At 67.5% G+C, this 19092-nt stretch carries 25 protein-coding genes and 1 pseudogene; 16 read left to right on the forward strand and 10 right to left on the reverse strand.

Features of this window, described 5'->3' with window-relative positions:
- Positions 1–32 precede the first annotated feature (32 nt).
- Both NL126_RS14985 and NL126_RS22075 read right to left on the reverse strand, forming a co-directional pair.
- Positions 33–1076, reverse strand: coding sequence for an NAD(P)/FAD-dependent oxidoreductase (locus NL126_RS14985; RefSeq protein WP_255195688.1), 1044 nt, complete (start codon positions 1074–1076; stop codon positions 33–35).
- A gap of 100 nt (positions 1077–1176) precedes the next feature.
- Positions 1177–1895 (reverse strand): annotated as a pseudogene (locus NL126_RS22075) (hypothetical protein).
- 51 nt (positions 1896–1946) lie between these two features.
- Between NL126_RS22075 and NL126_RS15000 the strand changes: the two are divergent.
- The 6 genes from NL126_RS15000 (at position 1947) to NL126_RS15025 (ending at position 7019) form a co-directional block, all read left to right on the forward strand.
- On the forward strand, positions 1947–2231 hold the full coding sequence (locus tag NL126_RS15000; protein ID WP_255195691.1) for a DUF357 domain-containing protein: 285 nt from the start codon (positions 1947–1949) through the stop codon (positions 2229–2231).
- Positions 2232–2275: 44 nt separating this feature from the next.
- Entirely contained in the window at positions 2276–2548 is a 273-nt protein-coding gene (locus tag NL126_RS15005) for an ArsR/SmtB family transcription factor (protein WP_255195692.1), read from the forward strand.
- 72 nt (positions 2549–2620) lie between these two features.
- Positions 2621–2932, forward strand: a complete 312-nt coding sequence (locus NL126_RS15010) for a DUF8036 family membrane protein (RefSeq protein ID WP_255195693.1) — start codon at positions 2621–2623, stop codon at positions 2930–2932.
- A 191-nt stretch (positions 2933–3123) separates the two neighbouring features.
- Positions 3124–5538 carry a DUF7282 domain-containing protein gene (locus tag NL126_RS15015; protein ID WP_255195694.1) on the forward strand — a complete coding sequence of 805 codons (2415 nt, stop codon included), beginning with the start codon at positions 3124–3126 and terminating at the stop codon, positions 5536–5538.
- A 230-nt stretch (positions 5539–5768) separates the two neighbouring features.
- Complete coding sequence (locus NL126_RS15020; protein WP_255195695.1) at positions 5769–6737, forward strand: transcription initiation factor IIB; 969 nt, start codon at positions 5769–5771, stop codon at positions 6735–6737.
- A gap of 105 nt (positions 6738–6842) precedes the next feature.
- Positions 6843–7019, forward strand: a complete 177-nt coding sequence (locus NL126_RS15025; RefSeq protein ID WP_255195696.1) for a DUF7836 family putative zinc-binding protein — start codon at positions 6843–6845, stop codon at positions 7017–7019.
- Between the two features lie 217 nt (positions 7020–7236).
- Here NL126_RS15025 and NL126_RS15030 read toward each other — a convergent pair whose 3' ends face one another.
- Positions 7237–7641, reverse strand: coding sequence for a translation initiation factor IF-2 subunit beta (locus NL126_RS15030; RefSeq protein WP_255195697.1), 405 nt, complete (start codon positions 7639–7641; stop codon positions 7237–7239).
- Positions 7642–7808: 167 nt separating this feature from the next.
- Between NL126_RS15030 and NL126_RS15035 the strand changes: the two genes are divergently transcribed.
- Positions 7809–8045, forward strand: coding sequence for a UPF0058 family protein (locus NL126_RS15035; protein ID WP_255195698.1), 237 nt, complete (start codon positions 7809–7811; stop codon positions 8043–8045).
- 63 nt (positions 8046–8108) lie between these two features.
- Here the strand turns inward: NL126_RS15035 and NL126_RS15040 are convergent, their stop codons facing one another.
- On the reverse strand, positions 8109–8564 hold the full coding sequence (locus NL126_RS15040; RefSeq protein ID WP_255195699.1) for a DUF555 domain-containing protein: 456 nt from the start codon (positions 8562–8564) through the stop codon (positions 8109–8111).
- A gap of 85 nt (positions 8565–8649) precedes the next feature.
- On the opposite strand from NL126_RS15040, the gene NL126_RS15045 reads away from it, so the two are divergent.
- The 5 genes from NL126_RS15045 to NL126_RS15065 all read left to right on the forward strand — a co-directional run bounded on the left by NL126_RS15045 (position 8650) and on the right by NL126_RS15065 (position 11870).
- Entirely contained in the window at positions 8650–9567 is a 918-nt protein-coding gene (locus NL126_RS15045; RefSeq protein WP_255195700.1) for a DNA-3-methyladenine glycosylase family protein, read from the forward strand.
- 66 nt (positions 9568–9633) lie between these two features.
- Positions 9634–10662 carry a DUF7973 family transport facilitator gene (locus tag NL126_RS15050; protein WP_255195701.1) on the forward strand — a complete coding sequence of 343 codons (1029 nt, stop codon included), beginning with the start codon at positions 9634–9636 and terminating at the stop codon, positions 10660–10662.
- A 45-nt stretch (positions 10663–10707) separates the two neighbouring features.
- Positions 10708–11097, forward strand: a complete 390-nt coding sequence (locus NL126_RS15055) for an ArsR/SmtB family transcription factor (protein ID WP_255195702.1) — start codon at positions 10708–10710, stop codon at positions 11095–11097.
- Complete coding sequence (locus NL126_RS15060) at positions 11094–11513, forward strand: arsenate-mycothiol transferase ArsC (protein ID WP_255195703.1); 420 nt, start codon at positions 11094–11096, stop codon at positions 11511–11513. Before NL126_RS15055 ends, NL126_RS15060 begins: the two co-directional genes overlap by 4 nt.
- Positions 11514–11591: 78 nt before the next feature.
- The gene (locus NL126_RS15065) at positions 11592–11870 is read left to right on the forward strand and encodes an acylphosphatase (RefSeq protein ID WP_255198853.1); all 279 of its coding nucleotides are present in this window, start codon (positions 11592–11594) and stop codon (positions 11868–11870) included.
- Here NL126_RS15065 and NL126_RS15070 read toward each other — a convergent pair.
- Positions 11864–12664, reverse strand: coding sequence for a hypothetical protein (locus NL126_RS15070; protein WP_255195704.1), 801 nt, complete (start codon positions 12662–12664; stop codon positions 11864–11866). The two genes, NL126_RS15065 and NL126_RS15070, sit on opposite strands and share 7 nt — an antisense overlap.
- A gap of 123 nt (positions 12665–12787) precedes the next feature.
- Here NL126_RS15070 and NL126_RS15075 point away from each other — a divergent pair, with 123 nt between their 5' ends.
- From NL126_RS15075 to moaC, 3 genes are read left to right on the forward strand one after another with little or no spacing between them, the layout of a single operon-like run.
- The gene (locus tag NL126_RS15075) at positions 12788–13210 is read left to right on the forward strand and encodes a zinc ribbon domain-containing protein (protein ID WP_350355506.1); all 423 of its coding nucleotides are present in this window, start codon (positions 12788–12790) and stop codon (positions 13208–13210) included.
- Between the two features lie 33 nt (positions 13211–13243).
- On the forward strand, positions 13244–14680 hold the full coding sequence (locus NL126_RS15080; RefSeq protein WP_255195706.1) for an NAD(P)H-hydrate dehydratase: 1437 nt from the start codon (positions 13244–13246) through the stop codon (positions 14678–14680).
- Positions 14677–15171, forward strand: coding sequence for a cyclic pyranopterin monophosphate synthase MoaC (gene moaC, locus NL126_RS15085; protein ID WP_255195707.1), 495 nt, complete (start codon positions 14677–14679; stop codon positions 15169–15171). Before NL126_RS15080 ends, moaC begins: the two co-directional genes overlap by 4 nt.
- Before the next feature lie 16 nt (positions 15172–15187).
- Here the strand turns inward: moaC and NL126_RS15090 are convergent, their stop codons facing one another.
- From NL126_RS15090 to NL126_RS15105, 4 genes are all read right to left on the reverse strand, one after another.
- Positions 15188–15472 (reverse strand): DUF7344 domain-containing protein, encoded by a 285-nt coding sequence (locus tag NL126_RS15090; protein WP_255195708.1) that lies wholly within the window; start codon positions 15470–15472, stop codon positions 15188–15190.
- A gap of 142 nt (positions 15473–15614) precedes the next feature.
- On the reverse strand, positions 15615–16106 hold the full coding sequence (locus NL126_RS15095; RefSeq protein WP_255195709.1) for an Lrp/AsnC family transcriptional regulator: 492 nt from the start codon (positions 16104–16106) through the stop codon (positions 15615–15617).
- Between the two features lie 77 nt (positions 16107–16183).
- Entirely contained in the window at positions 16184–17467 is a 1284-nt protein-coding gene (gene hflX, locus NL126_RS15100; RefSeq protein ID WP_491536957.1) for a GTPase HflX, read from the reverse strand.
- A 50-nt stretch (positions 17468–17517) separates the two neighbouring features.
- Entirely contained in the window at positions 17518–18426 is a 909-nt protein-coding gene (locus tag NL126_RS15105) for a YihY/virulence factor BrkB family protein (RefSeq protein WP_255195711.1), read from the reverse strand.
- A gap of 65 nt (positions 18427–18491) precedes the next feature.
- Between NL126_RS15105 and NL126_RS15110 the strand changes: the two genes are divergently transcribed.
- The gene (locus tag NL126_RS15110; RefSeq protein ID WP_255195712.1) at positions 18492–18812 is read left to right on the forward strand and encodes an FUN14 domain-containing protein; all 321 of its coding nucleotides are present in this window, start codon (positions 18492–18494) and stop codon (positions 18810–18812) included.
- A 15-nt stretch (positions 18813–18827) separates the two neighbouring features.
- On the opposite strand, the gene NL126_RS15115 is transcribed toward NL126_RS15110, so the two are convergent.
- A complete protein-coding gene (locus NL126_RS15115) occupies positions 18828–19088 on the reverse strand; it encodes a hypothetical protein (RefSeq protein WP_255195713.1) in 261 nt (86 codons plus the stop codon).
- Positions 19089–19092 lie beyond the last annotated feature (4 nt).

Genomic DNA, 19092 nt, shown 5'->3' on the forward strand with positions numbered 1-19092 from the left:
CCCGTCAGTCGTCGCCGAGTATCGCCACGACTTCAGTCGTCGCTCGCGGCGGCCGCTTCCTTCTTCGCCTGCCGCTCGACGTCTTCGAGGTACTCGTCGGCGTCGATGGCCGCCATCGAGCCCATCCCCGCCGCGGTCACGGCCTGCTGGTAGTGGAAGTCGACCACGTCGCCCGCACCGAACAGCCCCGCCACCGCGGTCTTGGTCTGCCCACCGCCGGCACCGCGTTGCGTGACGAGGTAGCCGTCGTCGGTCATCTCGACGCCCGTGCCCTCGAGGTAGTCGGTGTTCGGCGTGTGGCCGATGGCGATGAACACCGCCCCGACGTCCATCTCGTACTGTTCGGTCTCGGGGTCGTCGAGCTTCTCGGAGGGGTGGCCCTCGGGGTTCTCCGCGAGCGTCACGTGCCGGACGCCGTCCTCCGGCGAGCCGTCGATTTCGAGCAGCTCGGTGTTGCGGAGAATCTCGATTTCGCCTTCCTCGACCTTCTCCATCGTGCGGTCGATCCAGTAGTCCTCGGCACGGAACTCCTCGCGCCGGTGGACGATGTACACCTTCGAGGCGAACTTCGTGAGGAAGTTGGCTTCCTCCATCGCCGCGTCGCCGCCACCCACGACCAGCATCTCTTCGCCGCGGAAGAACGCGCCGTCACAGGTCGCACACGTCGAGACGCCGTAGCCCATCATCTCGTCCTCGCCGGGTACGCCGAGCGTCCGCGCGCTCGCGCCCGAAGCGGCGATGAACGCGTCGGCCGTGTAGACGGTGCCATCGCGGAGCTCGACGCGGAACGTGCCGTCCTCGCGCTTCTCGACGTCGACGACGACGCCGTGGTCGATCTCGGCGCCGAACTGCGTCGCCTGCTCCTTCATGTTGTTCACGAGGTCCGGCCCGGAGATGCCGTCCGGGAACCCCGGATAGTTCGCGACGTCCGTGGTGAGGGTGAGCTGCCCGCCGGGTTCGACGCCCTCCAGCACGAGCGGGTCGTTGTTCGAGCGCGCGGCGTAGATGGCGGCTGTCAGTCCAGCGATCCCCGTCCCGGCGATGATGAGCCGGCGGTGTACAGCGTCCTCGGTCATGTCACAGAATAGTTCTCGCCGGCCTAATTAGCTTGCGCCCTCGGTCGCCAACCGTGCACGGCCGGTATGGTGTGTCATGCACAACACTGTTCGTGCGGGGTTACTCCGTGGTCAGCGCAGCGGTGAGCGTCCGCACCATCGTCGGGGCGTTCTCTCGGTAGAACGCGAGCGTCGTGGCCCGGGCGTTCGCGAGCGTTTCGTCGAGCGTCGCGGCGGCGTCTTCGTGGACCCCCTCGCCGTGGCCCAGCAGGATGCGGTCAGGGTCGAGTCCGTCGAAGGCACTCGGGGGGAGGGGCCGGCGCATGTGCGAGACCCCGAGGTCGGTCTCCTCGGGCGCGAGGAAGTAGTCCGCCGCGCCCACGGACTCGGCGACGACGAGCGTCTCGCCGTCGAACAGCGCCCACTCCTTCCAGATCGGCGTGACGATGACGGGCAGGAGGTCGTACCGGGTAGCGGGGAGCGCGCCCGAGAACCGCCGGGTGGGGACGTCGAGGTCCACACCCGTCATCTCGGCCGGCAGGTAGACGGGCACGTCGTGGCGGGCGGCGATGCGCTCGGCGTCGCGCGCGTGGTGATGCGCTCGGCGTCGCGCGCGTGGTACTCGAGGAGGACGACGACGCCCGCCACTTCGCCTAGGTCGGCGACGAGGGCGTCCACTCCCTCGGCGTCCACGGGGTCGACGAGGAACACGCCTTCGTCGGTGGCGAGCGCGTGGGAGGCCCGCCGCATCGTCTCGTCGGGGTGGGCGAGCCAGCCGACGCCGCCGCCGAACCGGTCGATTTCCGTCGCGGTACCGGCGCCCAGCTCCTTCACCGGCATGGTCGCATCCGAGGTAGGAACCGACATAAAACCGGCCGCCCAAGGCGAACTATGCCTGCCGACCTCGCGGAGAAGACCGACCGGTACGAGCGACTGCTCGCCGAGGCGCTCGACGCGGCCGAGCCCGTCCCGCCCGAGGGGACGCCGCTCGCTGACGGGGCCGCCGAGTACGAGGAGATGGCCCGTTCGTATCTCGAAGACGGTCGGCACTTCCGCGAGCAGGACGACCTCGTGAACGCGCTGGCGGCGTTCTCCTACGGGCACGCGTGGCTCGACGCCGGCGCTCGACTCGGACTGTTCGACGTCCCGACAGACGGCCACCTGTTCACCGTCTGACGGAGTCGGTGTGCTTACATCACTGGCGAGAGTGGACGGAGACGATGGAGGCGTCCCTCTGGTACGTGTTGACAGGGACGCGTGGGGGGAAGAACCGCGTGCGCATCCTCCAGGCGCTCGACGAGCGCCCGCGCAACGCGAACCAGCTCGCCGAGGACCTCGACCTCGACTACAAGACCGTTCGCCACCATCTCGACGTCCTGACCGACAACAACATCGTCCGAGATAGCGGCGACGACTACGGTGCGATCTACCTCCCGACCGACCAGGCGCGAGTCCACTGGGAGACGGTCGAGACCATCATCGAACAGGTGTAATCCATGCAGGAACCGACTCTGGCCGAATTTGGGAAAGCGTATATCCGTCTGACTGAAGCAGGTGCTAGATAGATGGCCCTACTCGTAACGCTCGTTCGCGTGTTCATCGTTCTGAACCTCGTCCTGCTGACGGGGCTCGCGTACGTCTGGGGCCGCAACTACGCCGAACTCCGGTCGAAACACTCGTTCGGCCTCCTGCTGTTCGCCGCGTTCCTCCTCGGCGAGAACGCCCTCGCGGCGTACTTCTTCCTCGTCGACCCCACGCTCACGGCGTGGATCACGAACCCCTCGCAGGTCCCGCCGGTCGCACAGGGTGCGATGATGCTCCTCCGCGTCCTCGAGTTCGGCGGCCTCGCGTTCCTCACCTGGATCACCTGGGACTGACCGCCGTCCCAGCGACCGTTCGGTTCTCCGCACACTCCCACATCCCACCAGTAGCGTCGGTCGAGCCAGCGGTCACTTCGGGCGCTCCACCCGCCCACCGGCAACCGACACGTGAATTTGGGTGAGAGGGGGGCGAGACGGGGGGCGTAGTTCGGCAAATCCCCTTTAGGTGAAACGTGCTCGTCGGGAGTATGCATCGTAGCATAGGTGCACTCCTGATGGCACTGGTGCTGGTCGCGCTCGGCGCGGCTGGTGCGGGTGCCGCTGTCCCGGCGGACAGCACAGGGGGCTCTGCCAGCGCGGCGGAACTCGCACACGTTCCCGGCGCAACGTTCGACAACCAGACCAGCGGTGGGACGACCGTGACGGTCCAGTCCGTCACCGTCCCGAACGGCGGCTTCGTCACCATCCACGACGCTACCGTCACCGAAGGGGGGAACCAGGTGTTCTCCTCGGTGCGCGGTTCGTCCGCGTACCTCTCGGCCGGCACGCACGAGAACGTCACCGTGACGCTCTCGCAGCCAGTCTCCGAGGACGCGACGCTCATCGCCATGCCGCACAAGGACACGGACGGCGACCACACGTACTCGTTCGTCTCCTCGGGCGGCTCGGCTGACGGCCCGTACACGAGTGACGGCACCATCGTCGTCGACTCCGCGAGCGTGACGGTCTCGGCGTCCGTGACGTACACGCAGTCACAGAGCGGCGGCACGGCCGCGACGGTCGACCGCGTCGAGCTCTCGGAGGACGGCTTCGTCACCATCCACGACTCCTCGCTGCTCGACAGCGCCACCTTCGAGTCCGTGCGCGGCACCTCCGCGCCGCTCGAGGCCGGCGTCCACCACGACGTGCGCGTCGAACTCGACGAGCCGCTGCAGAACGACGACACGCTCATCGCGATGCCGCACAAGGACACCAACGACAACGACGAGTACGACTTCGTCACCTCGAACGGCGAGCAGGACGGTCCCTTCACGAACGGGAACGGCGACATCGTCCTCGCCGCCTCGCAGGTCGAGTTGACCGACGACACCGCGGCGACGGTCACCATGGCCGACCAGTCCAGCGGGGGGAACCTCGTGTACGTCGAGTCCGCGTACCTGCCCTCGGGCGGGTTCGTGACGGCACACGACTCCTCGCTGCTCGACGGGGCGACGTTCGACTCCGTGCGCGGCACCTCCGCGTACCTGGAGCCGGGTCACCACGAGCACATCCCGGTGCGGCTCGAGGAACCGCTCGAGGAGAGCGACACCATCATCGCGATGCCGCACTTCGACACCAACGACAACCAGCAGTACGACTTCGTGACCTCTGAAGGTGGCGAGGACGGCCCGTACACCGACGGTGACGGGAACATCGTCCTCGACCCCGGCAACGTCACGTACGGCGCTGGCGTCCACATCCACGGCCAGGCGTCCAACGGCAACTCAGTAACGGTCGCGAACGCCGACCTCTCGGAGGACGGCTTCGTCACCATCCACGACGCCTCGCTCACCGCGGGCGCGACGTTCGACTCCGTGCGCGGCTCGACGTTCCTCGAGGCCGGCTTCCACGAGGACGTCCAGGTCACGCTCGACCAGCCGCTACGCACCTCGCAGACGGTCTACGCGATGCCGCACAAGGACACCAACGACAACGGTGTGTACGACTTCGTCACCAGCGAGGGTGCCGAAGACGGGCCGTTCACCGCGAACGGCACCATCGTCTTCGAGGGCGCGGACGTCACCGTGCTCTCGCAGGTGACCTTCACCGACCAGACGAGCCAGGGCGACAGCGTCCGCGTCGACTCCACGACGCTCCACGACGGTGGCTTCATCACCATCCACGGGCCCTCGCTCGCAGACGGCGACGCGTTCGGCTCCGTGCTAGGCACGTCCGACTACATCGCGCCCGGCACGCAGCAGGACATCAACGTCACGCTGGACGAGCCAGTCACGAGCGACGCCACGCTGTTCGCGATGCCGCACTACGACACGAACGGCAACCAGCAGTACGACTTCGTCACCAGCGAGGGCGCCGAGGACGGTCCCTACACGGCTGACGGCGACATCGTGTTCGTCTCCGCGTCGGTCGACGTGCCAGCGCGCGGCTCGGTCACGTTCGACGACCAGACCACCACGGGTGACTCGTTGACGATCGCGAGTGCCCAGCTCTCGGAGGGCGGCTTCGTGACGATCCACGACGCGACCCTCCTCGACGGGGCGACGTTCGACTCGGTGCGCGGCTCCTCCGCGTACCTGGAGGCGGGCACCCACGAGGACATCTCGGTCTCACTCGACCAGCCGGTCGAGGAGAGCGGGACGTTCGTCGCGATGCCGCACCTCGACACGAACGACAACCAGCAGTACGACTTCGTCACCAGCGAGGGTGCTGAGGACGGGCCGTACACGACCTCGAGCGGGGACATCGTCCTCGACGATGCGTCTGTCACCTACGAGGCGATGGACGAGGCCGACGACTCCATGGAGGAGACGGCTTCCGCGACCGAGGACAGCTCGATGGACGACGGCACCACACCGTCTGAGGGGAGCGGACCCGGCTTCGGGCTGGCCGCCGCGCTGGTCGCACTCGCGGACGCCGCGTTCCTCGCGCTCCGCCGCGACTGAACCGGCGTTCCAAAGAAACCTTTATGTTTTATCATCGCTCCCTGAGCGGCAGCTCAGGGTATATGCACGACTGTGCGAAACTGTCTCAGCCCTTCGAAAACACGCGTTTCCGGGATGCACACCAGCGAAAGGTTTAAATACTTTACGCACTTACAGAGAGTTAGCAAGCGCGCCGCCGGTTTTCTTCGGCACACATCCCCGGTAGCCCGTTGCATCCCACTCCCCCCACAATGAGCGACACAGACATCCGAACCTATACGGAAGAGACATCCGAGTCGGAGAAGCCGCGAGAGAACGTCGAGGAGACGGTCTGTCCCGAGTGCGGTGGCCGACTCCAGAACGACAGCGAACACGGCGAGACCCTCTGCAGCGAGTGTGGCCTCGTCGTCGAGGAGGACAGCATCGACCACGGCCCCGAGTGGCGTGCGTTCGACGCCAGCGAGCGTGACAGCAAGTCTCGCGTGGGTGCGCCCACGACGAAGATGATGCACGACAAGGGCCTCTCGACGAACATCGGCTGGCAGGACAAGGACGCCTACGGGCGCTCGCTGTCGAGCCGCCAGCGCCAGAAGATGCAGCGGCTCCGCACCTGGAACGAGCGGTTCCGCACGCGCGACTCGAAGGAGCGCAACCTCAAGCAGGCGCTCGGCGAGATCGACCGCATGTCGAGTGCACTCGGCCTCCCCGAGAACGTCCGCGAGACCGCCTCCGTCATCTACCGCCGCGCGCTCAACGAGAACCTCCTCCCCGGCCGCAGCATCGAGGGCGTCGCCACGGCCTCGGTCTACGCCGCCGCGCGACAGGCCGGTGTCCCCCGGAGCCTCGACGAGGTACGCACCGTCTCGCGTATCGACAAGATGGAGCTGACCCGGACGTACCGCTACATCGTCCGCCAGCTCAACCTCGAAGTCGCGCCTGCGGACCCCGAGAGCTACATCCCGCGGTTCGCCAGCGACCTCGGCCTCTCCGACGAGGCTGAAGGCCGCGCCCGCAAGCTCATCGAGGCGGCCCGCAACGACGGCCTCCTCTCGGGCAAGAGCCCGGTCGGTCTCGCCGCCGCCGCGGTGTACGCCGCCGCGCTGCTCTGCAACGAGAAGGTCACGCAGAGCGACGTGAGCGACGTCGCGAACATCTCCGAAGTCACCATCCGCAACCGGTACAAGGAGCTGCTCGAGGCCGAGGGCGTCGTCACCGCCTAAGCCGTCGCTCCGCGGGGAGTTCCCCGCCCGTTTTCGGTTCCCCACCTGCCCGCGATTCGAACTCCGTGACAAAGCTTTTCACACTTCCCCTCCCATCCGAGTGCCATGGAGGAGACGTACGTCCGACTGTTGTGTCCGGAATGTGGCAAACACTGGGAGCAGTCACCGAGTGACCTCCCCGAACCGGCTCGCACGTTCCACTGTCCCAACTGTCACGCGAGCCGTCGACTCTCGGAGTTCGCCCGGACCGAACACGACCTCCAGAACATGAAGAACTTCTAACGGACCTTTTTGCACTTCGCTCGGCTGGCCTCCGGCCAGCCTCGCTCAGGCAAGAACTTGGACCAAAAAGACACATCGGGCATCCTGTCGCGGGGCTGCGGCCCGCGGTGATCTGCCCTCAGTCCTGCACATCTGCCCTCGGTCCTGCACCCTCGCTACGCTCGGGTGCAGTGGACGGCTCGCTCCGTTCAGTCGCTCGCGGTATACCAAAGAAAAGCTAATCGTCGACGGGTGTCCGCGCGCCACACGCCTCACAGCGGCGGACTTCGGTGCCGCTCTCGGTTTCGAGCTTGGTGTCGGGCAGGCCACACTCCGGACAGAGGACGTAGGAATCGGCGTACTCCTCGAGCGCGTCGGCGATGCGCTCGGCGCGGAACGAGCCCGTCAGCCGCAGCCGGCCGGCGTCGTCGATGGACGCGGCGGTCCCGACCTCGTTCTGGAGGAACTTCTTGACGTGACTCGCCTCGCGGCCGAGGCGGTCGACTGTCGCGCGGAAGTTCTCGAAGACGGTGACGTTCCCCTCCGTGCGCACCTCCGGGTCCGGAATCGAGAACCGCGCAGCACTGCCCGCTTCGTCGGGTGACTCCTCGATGGCCCGGTCGAGATAGTCGTCGTAGCTCATATCGCGGGGTGGGGAGCGACGATGCAAAAACGGTTCGGGACGAGTTCCGGCAAAGCCCGCCGGGTCGAATCCCTTGCTATCGGCCGTCACACGGCTTCTAACGGAGGGTCATGTTAACGAATCTCAGGATAATAATATAACCCTCCGGTGGTAAGCGGAGTTTGACCATGAAGAAGCAGGAGCTCATCCATCTCCACGGCCTGCTTGCTGAGGTACGAAACCACTACGAAGAACTCGCCGGCACGACCGTCGAGCATAGCGAATACACCGCGCTCGGGGTTCGTCCAACATCGATTCACAAATCGAAAACGGACCACAAGGCAGCAGTGTTCGCACTCGCAGACGGTATCACCTCCGAGATGACCGAGGAGACCAAGGAACCGGTCTCCGCGGCTGCCGACTGAACACAAAGACGCGATCCGCGCGCGTTCTCCCGACAGCTACGTTCTAGCCGCAGCGCCGCCTCGCTACGAGTCTTCGATGAGTTCCTCGAACTCGGGCAGTGTGCCGTCGTCCGGGCGCTCCGGCGCGTCCGCGTCGTCGTCCGCCGCGTCGGCGTCTGCCTCCGCATCTTCGTCCGCTTCCTCCTCGATCGTCTCGACCGTCAGCACCTCCAGCGGGATGTTGTGCAGTCGCTGACCGATCTCCTTGCGCGCGATGCGGGAGGCGTGCTCCTCGCGCTCGACGTTGAACACGGTCATCTCCAGTTCGAGCGCGACCAGCCCCTCGTCGGCCGCGACGAACGCGGTCTCGAGGTCGTCACCGCAGTGCGGGCACGCCCGCTCCCCCATGGTTATCTCGACGTAGTTGAGGTCCGGATTGAGCATCTCGCCGGTCTTCGAGATGGCGATACGCACCGCTTCGTCGGCCGACCCCACGTCGTAGACGGGGACTGCGGCCTCGACGACGACTCGGCAATCCATGCCGCGATGTTCGGTAGCGAGTGGCATAATGGTTCGCCCGAACCGCAGTCGAAACCCGGAAAGCCGGGCGCCCCCTCGCTCGACCATGTACGAGGGGCGGATTCCGCTCGCCGACCTCGCGGGTGGGTTCGACATGCAGGCGACCGTCGAGTCGGGACAGACGTACCTCTGGGACCGTGCGGACGGCGGGATGTTCGAGGACGAGCGCGCGTGGGGCGCGGATGCCTGGTACGAGACGGTCCTGCCGGCGTCGTTCACGCCGTCGAACGACCCCGAGGTGCTCAGAGCGCGCCAGACCGACGACGCGCTCGAGTGGGAGTCCTCGACCGGCGACGCGCCCGCGCTCCTCACACACCTCCTGCGGCTCGACGACGACCTCGACGCCATCATCGACACGACGCCCGACCTCCCGATGGTCGAGCGCGCCTACGACGCCTACCGGGGGATGCGGCTCGTCCGTGACCCGCCGTTCCCCTGCCTGATCTCGTTCATCTGCTCGGCGCAGATGCGCGTCGAGCGCATCCACGGGATGCAGCGCCGGCTCGCCCGCGAGTACGGCGACGCCGTCGAGTTCGACGGCCGGACGCTCCACGCGTTTCCGACGCCCGACCAGCTCGCCGCCGCGACCGAGGCCGACCTGCGCGACCTGTCGCTCGGCTACCGCGCGCCGTACGTCCAGCGAACCGCCGAGATGGTCGCGACGGGCGAGGCGACGCCCGAGGCCGCCGCCGACCTCCCCTACGAAGAAGCCCGCGACTACCTCACGCAGTTCGTCGGCGTCGGCGACAAGGTGGCCGACTGTGTCCTGCTGTTCTCGCTCGACTTCCTGGAGGCGGTACCGCTCGACACGTGGATCCAGACGGCCATCGCCGACTACTACCCCGAGTGCGAGAAGGGGAACTACCGCGACACCTCCCGGGCCATCCGCGAGCGGTTCGGCGGCCAGTACGCCGGCTACGCCCAGACGTACGTCTTCTTCTACCTCCGGACCGGCGGCGAGTGACTGCCGGGAGGTTCGACGCACTTATCTGAACAATCTCTCAACCGATGGTATGCAGAGGGTCCAGCGATGAGCGCCGTCGACGCGCTCGCACTCGTCGTCGCCGCCTTCGCCGGCGGCGCGTTCGGGGCTGCCATCGGCGCGCTCCCGTCGTTCACGTTCGCGGGGTTCGTCGTCGTCGCCGGCCAGGTGTACCAGCTCGCCCAGCGCAACCTCGCGCCCGATGCCGCCGCCGTCGGGAACGTCGGGCTCGTCGACTCGCTCGCGTTCGGAGTCGTCCTCGGCCCGCACGTCGCGTTCGGTGGGGGTGCGGCCGCAGCCGCCTACCTCGCCAGCCGCGGCGAGATGCCCACAGAGGGGTTCGCGTACAGCCCCGCGAAGCGCGTCACGACCGGGCTCGGCACGCGACCCGACGTGCTCGCCGTCGGTGGACTGTTCGGCGTGTTCGGCCATCTGTTCGCCACGGCTTCGGCGTCGCTCGCGCTCCCGTTCGACCCCGTCGCCGCGGGAGTCGTCGCCTCCGCGCTTCTCCATCGCGTGGTGTTCGGCTTCGACCTCGTGGGGGCGCGCGACGGCCTGCTCGACATGACGCCCGCCCGCGCCGACGGCGGAACAGCGCGCACGGTCGAGCCGTGGCTCCCGTACATGACTGAGTGGCCGAGCGTCGCGGCCATCGGGCTCGTGGCGGGCGTCCTCGGTGGGTTCGTCGCCTACCGGACCGGCAGTGCGTTCCTCGCGTTCGGTCTGAGTGTGGCGATACTCGTGTTCGTCAACAGCGGCGTCGAGCGCATTCCCGTGACGCACCACATCACGCTGCCCGCGAGCACCGCGGTGCTCGCGGCGATTCCGGGGCCCCTCGCGTCACACACGCCCGCGACCATCGCCGCCGCGATGCCGCTGTGGCAGGCGATCGCGCTCGGCGCGGGGTTCGGCCTGCTCGGCGCGCTCCTCGGCGAACTCTCCCAGCGCGTCCTGTACGCCCACGCCGACACGCACCTTGACCCCCCAGCGGCGAGCATCGTCCTCTCGTCGTTCTGTATCGCTGTGCTCGCGCTCGCGGGCGTGTTCCCCGGTGCGGTGTGGGTGCCGACGCCCTGACCGCGCGCACGACAGATTTAACTGAAGATTCTTTCAACTGTTTCTATGGTTCAGGTCACCGAGCGGGTGGAGCGGCTCGTCACCGAGGAGGCGAGTTGCTGTGGCACGACCGTCGAGGAGTGCGAGCAGCGACTCACGGAGGTCGCTATCGAAGGCGAAGTCGACGAGACGGACGTGACCGCGCTCTCGGCGCTGTCGAGCGAGACGCGCTACAGCATCGTCCGGCTGCTGCACGCCGCGGGCGGCGAACTCTGTGTCTGTGAGATCGACGCCGTCACCGACGTGAGCGACAGCGCAGTGAGCCACGCCCTCAGAAAACTCCGGGACGCGGGGCTCGTCACCGCGCGCAAGGAGGGCCGCTGGAAGTACTATTCCACGACGGACCGGGCGACCGCCCTCCTCGTCGCGCTCGACGGCACGCGGGGTGAGCGATGAGACTCGCGTTCGTCTGCGTCCAGAACGCCGGGCGCTCGCAGATGGCGATGGCGTTCGCCGAGCGGGAACGTGAGGCGCGCGATCTCGACTGGGAACTCGTGACGGGAGGCACCCACCCGGCGGACCACGTCCACGCGGAGGTCGTCGACGCGATGCACGAGGTGGGTATCGACCTCTCGGACCGTTCCCCCCGAGAAGTCGACGACGCGGAACTCGCCGCGTGCGACTACGTCGCGACGATGGGCTGTTCGACCCTCTCGCTCGACGCCGATACTGAGATACGGGACTGGGCGCTCGACGACCCCGACGGCAAGGCTCCCGACGAGGTTGCGGCCATCCGCGACGACATCGAACAGCGCGTTCGGGACCTGTTCGACGAGGCGCAGGCGGCCGAGCGACGCGAGGCCGCGGACTGAGCGAGCGGGTGAAGCCCGCGAGCCCCTGCAGAGGCGTAGTTTTTCCTCGCCGGCCGTCGTAGCTCGACCGTGACCAGCATGACCGACCCGCTCCGAGCGCACGTGTACGTCTCCGGTCGCGTCCAGGGAGTCTACTACCGGGCGAACACCCGGGACGCGGCGCGCGAACGCGGCGTCGCCGGCTGGGTGAAGAACCTCGACGACGGTCGGGTCGAGGCCGTCTTCGAAGGCTCGCGCGACGCGGTCGAGGCGATGGTCGAGTGGTGCCACGATGGGAGCCCCCGTGCGCAGGTCGAGGAGGTAGCTGTCGAGTACGGAGAACCACAGGGAGTGACCGGCTTCGAGGTCCGCTACTGACCGAGTCGACGCGCTACTGATTCTGCGGCAGCAGAGCGTACAGCCCCAGCATCCACGGAGTCTCCGAGCGACGCGTAGTGTTCTCGCACGAGTTCGTCGACGAGTCGGTCGAGTACGGTGTCGACGCTCGCACTATCGCCGAGGTCGGTGGCGATGCGGTCGATTCGCCCCTCGGTGAGGTACTGCTCGACGAGCGTCTCGGGTGCGAGCGTCTCCGGCTTCGTCGGTTCGACCGCCGCGTTCTCGATGACCGCGCGGCCCCCGCGCTTGTTCCGGACGAGCACGCCAGCCACGGGTCCGTCGTACCATTCGGAGGAGGGAAACGCGTAGCGGTCGGGTCGGAAGTCCCTGGTCGCTAGTTCCTTCGCGATGGCGTTGACGGGGGCGAGGCCGAGCCGCTCGAACGCCTGTTCGGCCACGTCCGGCGGTCTGAATCCTTTGTCCGGCGCGTGGAGGTCGACGCCGAGGAATCCTGGCAATCGTGCCCAGTCGTAGTCGAGCCCTTCGTGGCGCGTGGCGACGCCGAAGAACGTGTACGCGTCAGGAACCTCGACGGCCGAGCGGAACGCGTCCTCGTCGAACTGCTCGCGGACCTCCCGAACGGCGAACCGGTAGCCAGCAGGTTCGGCCCACTGCTCGAACTCCCGGCGCTCGTCGCCGAAGGCCAGTCCGGCGTCCGTCACTCGGAAGCGGAGCGGCGCGCCGACCACGAACTCCTGGAGCCAGATGTGGCCCGTCTCGAACAGGTCGGCGGGCGCGTCGTCGAGGCCTGGGGTCGCGGGAAACGGTTCCACCCTCGGGACGAGTGGGGCCATCGGCAAAACGGTTTCCTGGCCGGAAGGTTTAGCCCCGTCGGCGTCCGGGGCTAGGGTATGAGCGAGCCCTCCAGCGAGTCGGGCGACGGATCGCCCGATGACGTGTCCGAAGACGCACCCGACGAGTCGACCCCCGAGCGCGGCCCCGACGAGGTGTTCTGTCGGAACTGTGGCGCCGTCATCAGCGACCAGGCCGAGATCTGCCCCGAGTGTGGCGTCCGGCAGCGCGACCCGCCGAAGTCGTCGGTCGACAGCGCCATCGAGGACCTGTTCGAAGGCGGCAACCCGTTCGTCGCCGCGGTCCTCTCGGCGGTGTTCCCCGGTCTCGGACAGCTCTACAACCGCGAGCTGGAGAAGGGCCTCGCGGTCATCGTCGCGGCGTTCGTCGCGGCGCTGTCCGCGCTCGTCCTCATCGGGTTCATCCTCTACCCCGCGGTGTGGCTCTACGCCGTCTGGGACGCCTACGTCGTGGCCGATCGACAGCGGGACGCCGCAGGGCAGGCCGAGTCCGGCACCGAGGACTGAGGCTTTAATCCCCGGCCCGCCGAAGCCCCTCGCATGATTACGGCAGACGAGATGGCGGTCGTCGACGCCAACGCCGAGGCGCTCGGCGTCCCCCGCAAACAGTTGATGGAGTCGAGCGGGAACGCCGTCGCGCGCGTCGTCCGCGAACTGACCGACGAAGGTGACCGCGTCGCGTTCGTCTGCGGACGGGGCAACAACGGCGGCGACGCGTTCGTCACCGCCCGCTTCCTCGACGACCGTGAGGTGACGGTCCACTTGCTCGGCCGACCCGAGACTATCTCGACGGACATCGCCCGCGAGAACTGGGACGCGCTCGTCACCGCCGAGTACGACGTTCGCACGGTGAGTGACTCCCGCGCGCTCGACCTCGGCGGCCCAGACCTCGTCGTCGACGCGATGCTCGGCACCGGGGTGACCGGTGCGCTTCGGGAACCGGAAGCGACGGCCGCCGACGCCATCGGCGCGCTCGATTGCCCGGTCGTCGCGGTCGACGTGCCATCGGGTGTCGACGCTGACACCGGTGAGGCCGCTGGCGTCGCGGTCGACGCGGACCACGTCGTCACCTTCCACGACATGAAGCCCGGCCTCTCGAACCTGGATGCCGAGGTGACCGTCGCGGACATCGGGATTCCCGAGGCGGCCGAACTGTTCGTCGAGGCGGGCGACCTCCAGCGGCTCGGCCGGGACCCGCAGAGCCACAAGGGTGACCACGGCGAGGTACTCGTCGTCGGTGGCGGGCCGTACACCGGGGCTCCCGCGCTCGCCGCACAGGCCGCGCTCCGAGCGGGCGCAGACCTCGTCCGCGTGGCCTGTCCCGAGTCCGTGGCCCGCGAGATACAGGGCTACAGCGAGAACCTCATCGTGCGCCCGTTCGACGCTGACCGCCTCACTCCCGACGTAGTCGACGCCGTGCTCGCGCTCGCCGCCGACCACGACGTGACCGTGTTCGGGCCCGGACTCGGCAGCGACGACGCCACCCTGGACGCGGTCGAGCAGTTCCTGTTCGCCTATCAGGGGACGGCAGTCGTCGACGCCGACGCCCTCCAGCGCGTTCCCGATGTCGAGACCGAGGCGACGCTGCTGTGTACGCCCCATCAGGGTGAACTCCGGAAGATGGGCGGCGAGACCGACGAGGACTGGCGGACGCGGATGGACCTGGTCGAGTCGTTCGCCGCTGACCTCGGCCACACCCTACTCGTGAAGGGCGCGTACGACGTCGTGAGCGACGGCGAGACGACCCGCGTGAACCGCACCGGGAATCCGGGGATGACCGTCGGTGGGACGGGCGACGTGCTCGCGGGGGCAGCGGGCGCGCTCGCGTGCGTCCTCGACCCCGTGGACGCGGCGGCGCTGGCGGCGTACGCGAACGGTACCGCCGGCGACCGCGTCGTGGACCGGCAGGGCTACGGGCTGGTCGCGACGGACCTCGTGGACGAACTGCCTGCTGCGCTCCGAGGTGAGGCCGAATGAGCGACCAGCGAGACGACCGCGACCTCACGCACACCGACGAGGAGGGCAAGGCGAAGATGGTCGACGTAGGCTCGAAACCCGACACGAGACGGCGCGCGGTCGCCGCCGGCGAGATTCACCTCCAGCCGTCGACGGTCGACGCCATCCGCGAGAACGACGTCGGGAAGGGCGACGTGCTCGCCGTCGCGCGCGTCGGCGCGATTCAGGCGGTGAAACACACGTGGGAGACGATTCCGATGTGTCACCAGATTCCCGTCACCAACATCGACACCGAGTTCACCGTCCACGACGATCACGTCGAACTCGTCGTCGGTGTCGAGACGACGGGCAAGACCGGCTGTGAGATGGAGGCGCTCGAGGGCGTCACGACGGGACTCAACGTCGTCTGGGACATGTGCAAGGCCGTCGAGAAGGACGCCTCGGGGCAGTATCCGGACACTCGCATCTCGAACGTCCGGGTCGAATCGAAGGAGAAGCACGAGGTGGACTGAACTGGCGAGTCGTCGGTCAGGTTATCGCGTCGATGGTCGCGAGGAGCCGCTCGGCTCGGTGGTCGGACCGATACCGGACGACGTCGTCGTCGACGGTTATCAGCCCCACTTCGGAGAGCGCCGGGAGGTGCCGGTGGTGGAGTTCCTGCTGGAGCTGTCGCTCGGACAGGTCGGAGTCACGGCACAGTGACTGTCGGAGCTCTCGAATCGTCATCGTCTCGCCGGGTTCGTCCGCGAGGGTTCGGAGGACGTGTCGACGTCGCCGATCGGCCAGCAGCTCCAACAGGCGGTCGACCGACACGTCACCTGTCCGTGCTGGGTCAGTATACATCCGTGCACCTATGTGCATGTGATTCTCACGCGTAGATAAGCATTATTGACAGACTCCGAAGAGTCGTTACGAATGTTTCGGCCGCTATATAGCGGGTGGGGGAGGGTTCGAACTACTGATCACTACTCTGACTGGATGGGGGTTCCTCGACAAGCGTCGACAGCGACCCCTGGTGATGCATTCGAATCATCCGCTCTTCGTGGATCCGTAGCCCGATGCTGACGAGTTCACTGGCGATTCGCGTGTGCTCGTCGCTCGACCGGGCGACGGCCTCGACCTCGACGTTCTGCTCCCCGGACATCAGCTCCCGGACGCTCACCACCCCCGGGATGGTCAGCGCTTCTCGGCAGATCCGCGCTCGGTCTGTAATGGGAGCCGTTCCCGTCACGAGCACGTGCAGCGGGAGGCCAGCCCGCTCGTAGTCGATAGTCGCGTGGTAGCCGGTGACGATCCCGTCGTCTTCCAGCTGTGCGATTCGGTTGCTGACGGTACTCGCAGCGACCCCGAGCTCCTCAGCGAGCGCCGTCGTCGTGGAGTTCCGTGCGTCGCGCTGGAGCGCGTGGACGATACGACGGTCTACCTCGTCGAGCACTGTCCCACCCATGGTAAGTCTCCTCACACTGTTGGGTGAAAGATTTTCCCCCTAAATCTACTGCCCAGAAAAAACGTTCCTGCGAGCCGTTACTCGGCGGCGGCGACGAGGTCCGCGGCCTTCGCCCGCGACTGCTCGACGACGGCGGGGCGGGCCTCGAACTCGATTACCACCTGGTCGCCGTAGTCCACGTCCTCGACCCACGCGTGGTCGTGAACCCACGAGACGAGACTCATCGTCTCGTCGGTCATCGGGAGGACGAGCCGCTCGTGCTGGTAGTCGGGGAGCTCGGTGTCGACGCGCTCACGGAGCGTGTCGATGTCGATGCCCTCCTGGGCGCTGATGGCGACCGGTGCCGGCGCGAGCGCCGAGAGCGCCGCGCGCTTCTCCGCGAGTTCCTCGTCGCTCACTTTGTCGATCTTGTTCAACACCGTGACGATGGGCGCCTCGTTGCGTTCGTAGAGGGTGTCGTGACACGTCACGAGCTTTTCTCTGATCTCCTCGACCGGGTCGGAGACGTCGACGACGAGCAACACGAGGTCGGCGCGGTACACCTCCGAGAGCGTGGACTTGAACGACTCGACGAGCCAGTGTGGCAGGTCGGAGATGAACCCGACCGTGTCCGTCACGAGCACGTCGCGTCGGCCCATCTCCGCGCGCCGGGTGGTCGTCCCGAGCGTCGTGAACAGCCGGTTCTCGCTCTCGGCGGTCGTGTCGAGGTCCGGGTGGCGCCCCTCGTTCTCGTCGACGTCGAGGTCGTCGGCGAGCCGGCGAAGGAGCGTCGACTTCCCGGCGTTCGTGTAGCCGGCGAGCGCCACGAGGTCGAAGCCCGATTCGCGACGCTGTTCGCGCCGATGCTCCTCGGTGTCCTCGATGGCTTCGAGTTCGTCGCGAATCCGCGAGATCTGCTTCTTGATGTCGCGCTCGCGCGACTCGTCGTACTCGCCGAGCCCCATGAAGCCGGGGCGCTCGTCCCGCTTGGCGAGCGAGGCCTTCGCCTCCGCGCGCGGCAGTTCGTAGCGCAGCTCGGCGAGTTCGACCTGCAGCTGCGCCTTCTTGGTCTGGGCACGCTGGCCGAATATCTCGAGGATGAGTCTGAAGCGGTCGATGACCTCGACGCCCGACGGGAGTTTGTTCCCGATGTTGAACGTCTGGTACGGGCCCAGTCGGTTGTCGAAGACGACTGCTGTGGCGTCAGCCTCGATTACGGCCTCGGCCAGCTCCTCGACTTTCCCCTCTCCCAGGCAGTACGCCGGGTCCTCCTTGCGTGTCTGTGTGACCGCCGCGGCCACGTGGTAGCCGGCAGCCCCCGCGAGTTCGCGTATCTCCGCCGTGTCGACCGGGTCGGAATCTGCGCGCTTCGCGACGACCACCGTCCCACCGTGCTGGTTCGCCGTCACTCGCCGGGAACTACGGGAGGGTCCTATTTAAGCCTCTGGCCGGGGGCTCCCCCGGCAGGGTCGTCACCGGGTAGCCACTGGGTGTCGGTGTCGACGTGTCCCCCGCGGACCGCGTTGATAACGACGCCGATCATGAGGACGAACCCGCCGACGTACAGCCAGGTCAACAGCAACAGCACGCCCCCGACAACGCCGTACAGCTGCACGCTCGTCGAGACGCTGGCGTAGGTGCGGAGCCCTAGCCCCGTCAGCGTCCACGCCGTCGCGGCGAACAGCGCCCCCGGAAGCGCGAGCCGCAGACTCATCTCCGCGTCGGGGAAGATGTAGTACATGGGGAGGAACAGCAGCGTCAGCACCACAACCAGCGCGACGGGGGTCAGCACCGCCACGGCGAACCCCTTCAGCGCGAACGTCAGCGTCACGCCGAGAACGACTGCGAGTCCCACGCCGCCCACGACGGTGGCGAACGTCAACAGGACGTCGCGGAGGCGACTGGCCAGCGACCGGTCGCCCCGGCCACCGTATACCGTCGAGAACGTCTGGTTCGCCACGCTGAACAACTGGAGAGCGCTCCACAGAAGGATGCCGAGCGCGATGGCGACTGCGAGCGTCCGCCCCGACGTCTGGCGAGTCACCGACCGGAGTAACGACTCGACCTGCGCGGCGTTCGGTCCCGCGAGCAACTCGACGATTCGCCCCACCGTCGCGAGCCGATCGAACGCCGACGCCGACACCAGGACGAACAGCACGAGCGGGACGAGCGCGTTGACCGCGTGGAAACTCATCCCGGCGGCGGCGACCGATATCCGCTCCTCCCTTGCCGCCGCCGTCACCGTCCGGACGAGAGCCACGAAGCTCTGGATGCTCACTTCTCCGTACTTCGTCGCCGCGACGGAAGAACGGTGGTGGTCGCCCCCCCTCCTGCGCGTCACCGACCGGGCGAGTCGGACGGCGGAATCGCCACAAGAGTCTTGTCGTCGGATTGCGCGTTGCGGGTATGGCCATCGAACTGAACTTCCAGCAACTCGGCATCGAGTTCGGCTCCGGGGCCGTCATCGGAGGCATCATCGGCTTCGCGGCCAAGAAGGTCGCGAAGGTCATCGCCATCCTCGTCGGCCTCGAGCTCGCGCTGTTCAAGTTCCTCGAGTCACGCGGCATCCTCACGGTCGACTGGGAGCAGTTGACCGCCGGCCTCGTCCGGGCGAGCCAGGACGCCGCGACGGGCGCACCGCCGTCGTGGCTCCAGACCATCCTCTCGACGCTCTCGGTGTCGGCGGGGTTCACCGGCGGCTTCCTGCTGGGCTTCAAGCGCGGATAACTACGGGAATCGCCGTCACTCCGTTCGTGCGGGTGTGAACGGCCTGATGACTTTTACTCCAAGTCCGGCGACGAGCAGCACTCCCCCGACGGCGACGGCCACGTCTACCGCCTGCGCCGAGAGAACCTCGTCGGCGAACAGCACGAGGGCGACGCCAACCAGAAACAGGCCGTCGCCGACCCGACTGTCGCGCGTACTCTCGCGCCAGCGGTAGACGTAGCTCGCGAGTGTGAGTCCGACGAGCGCGAGGGCGACGACCGTCAGGACGTCGACCACGGCC

Source organism: Halorarius litoreus (assembly GCF_024362405.1).
Lineage (GTDB): Archaea > Halobacteriota > Halobacteria > Halobacteriales > Haloarculaceae > Halorarius > Halorarius litoreus.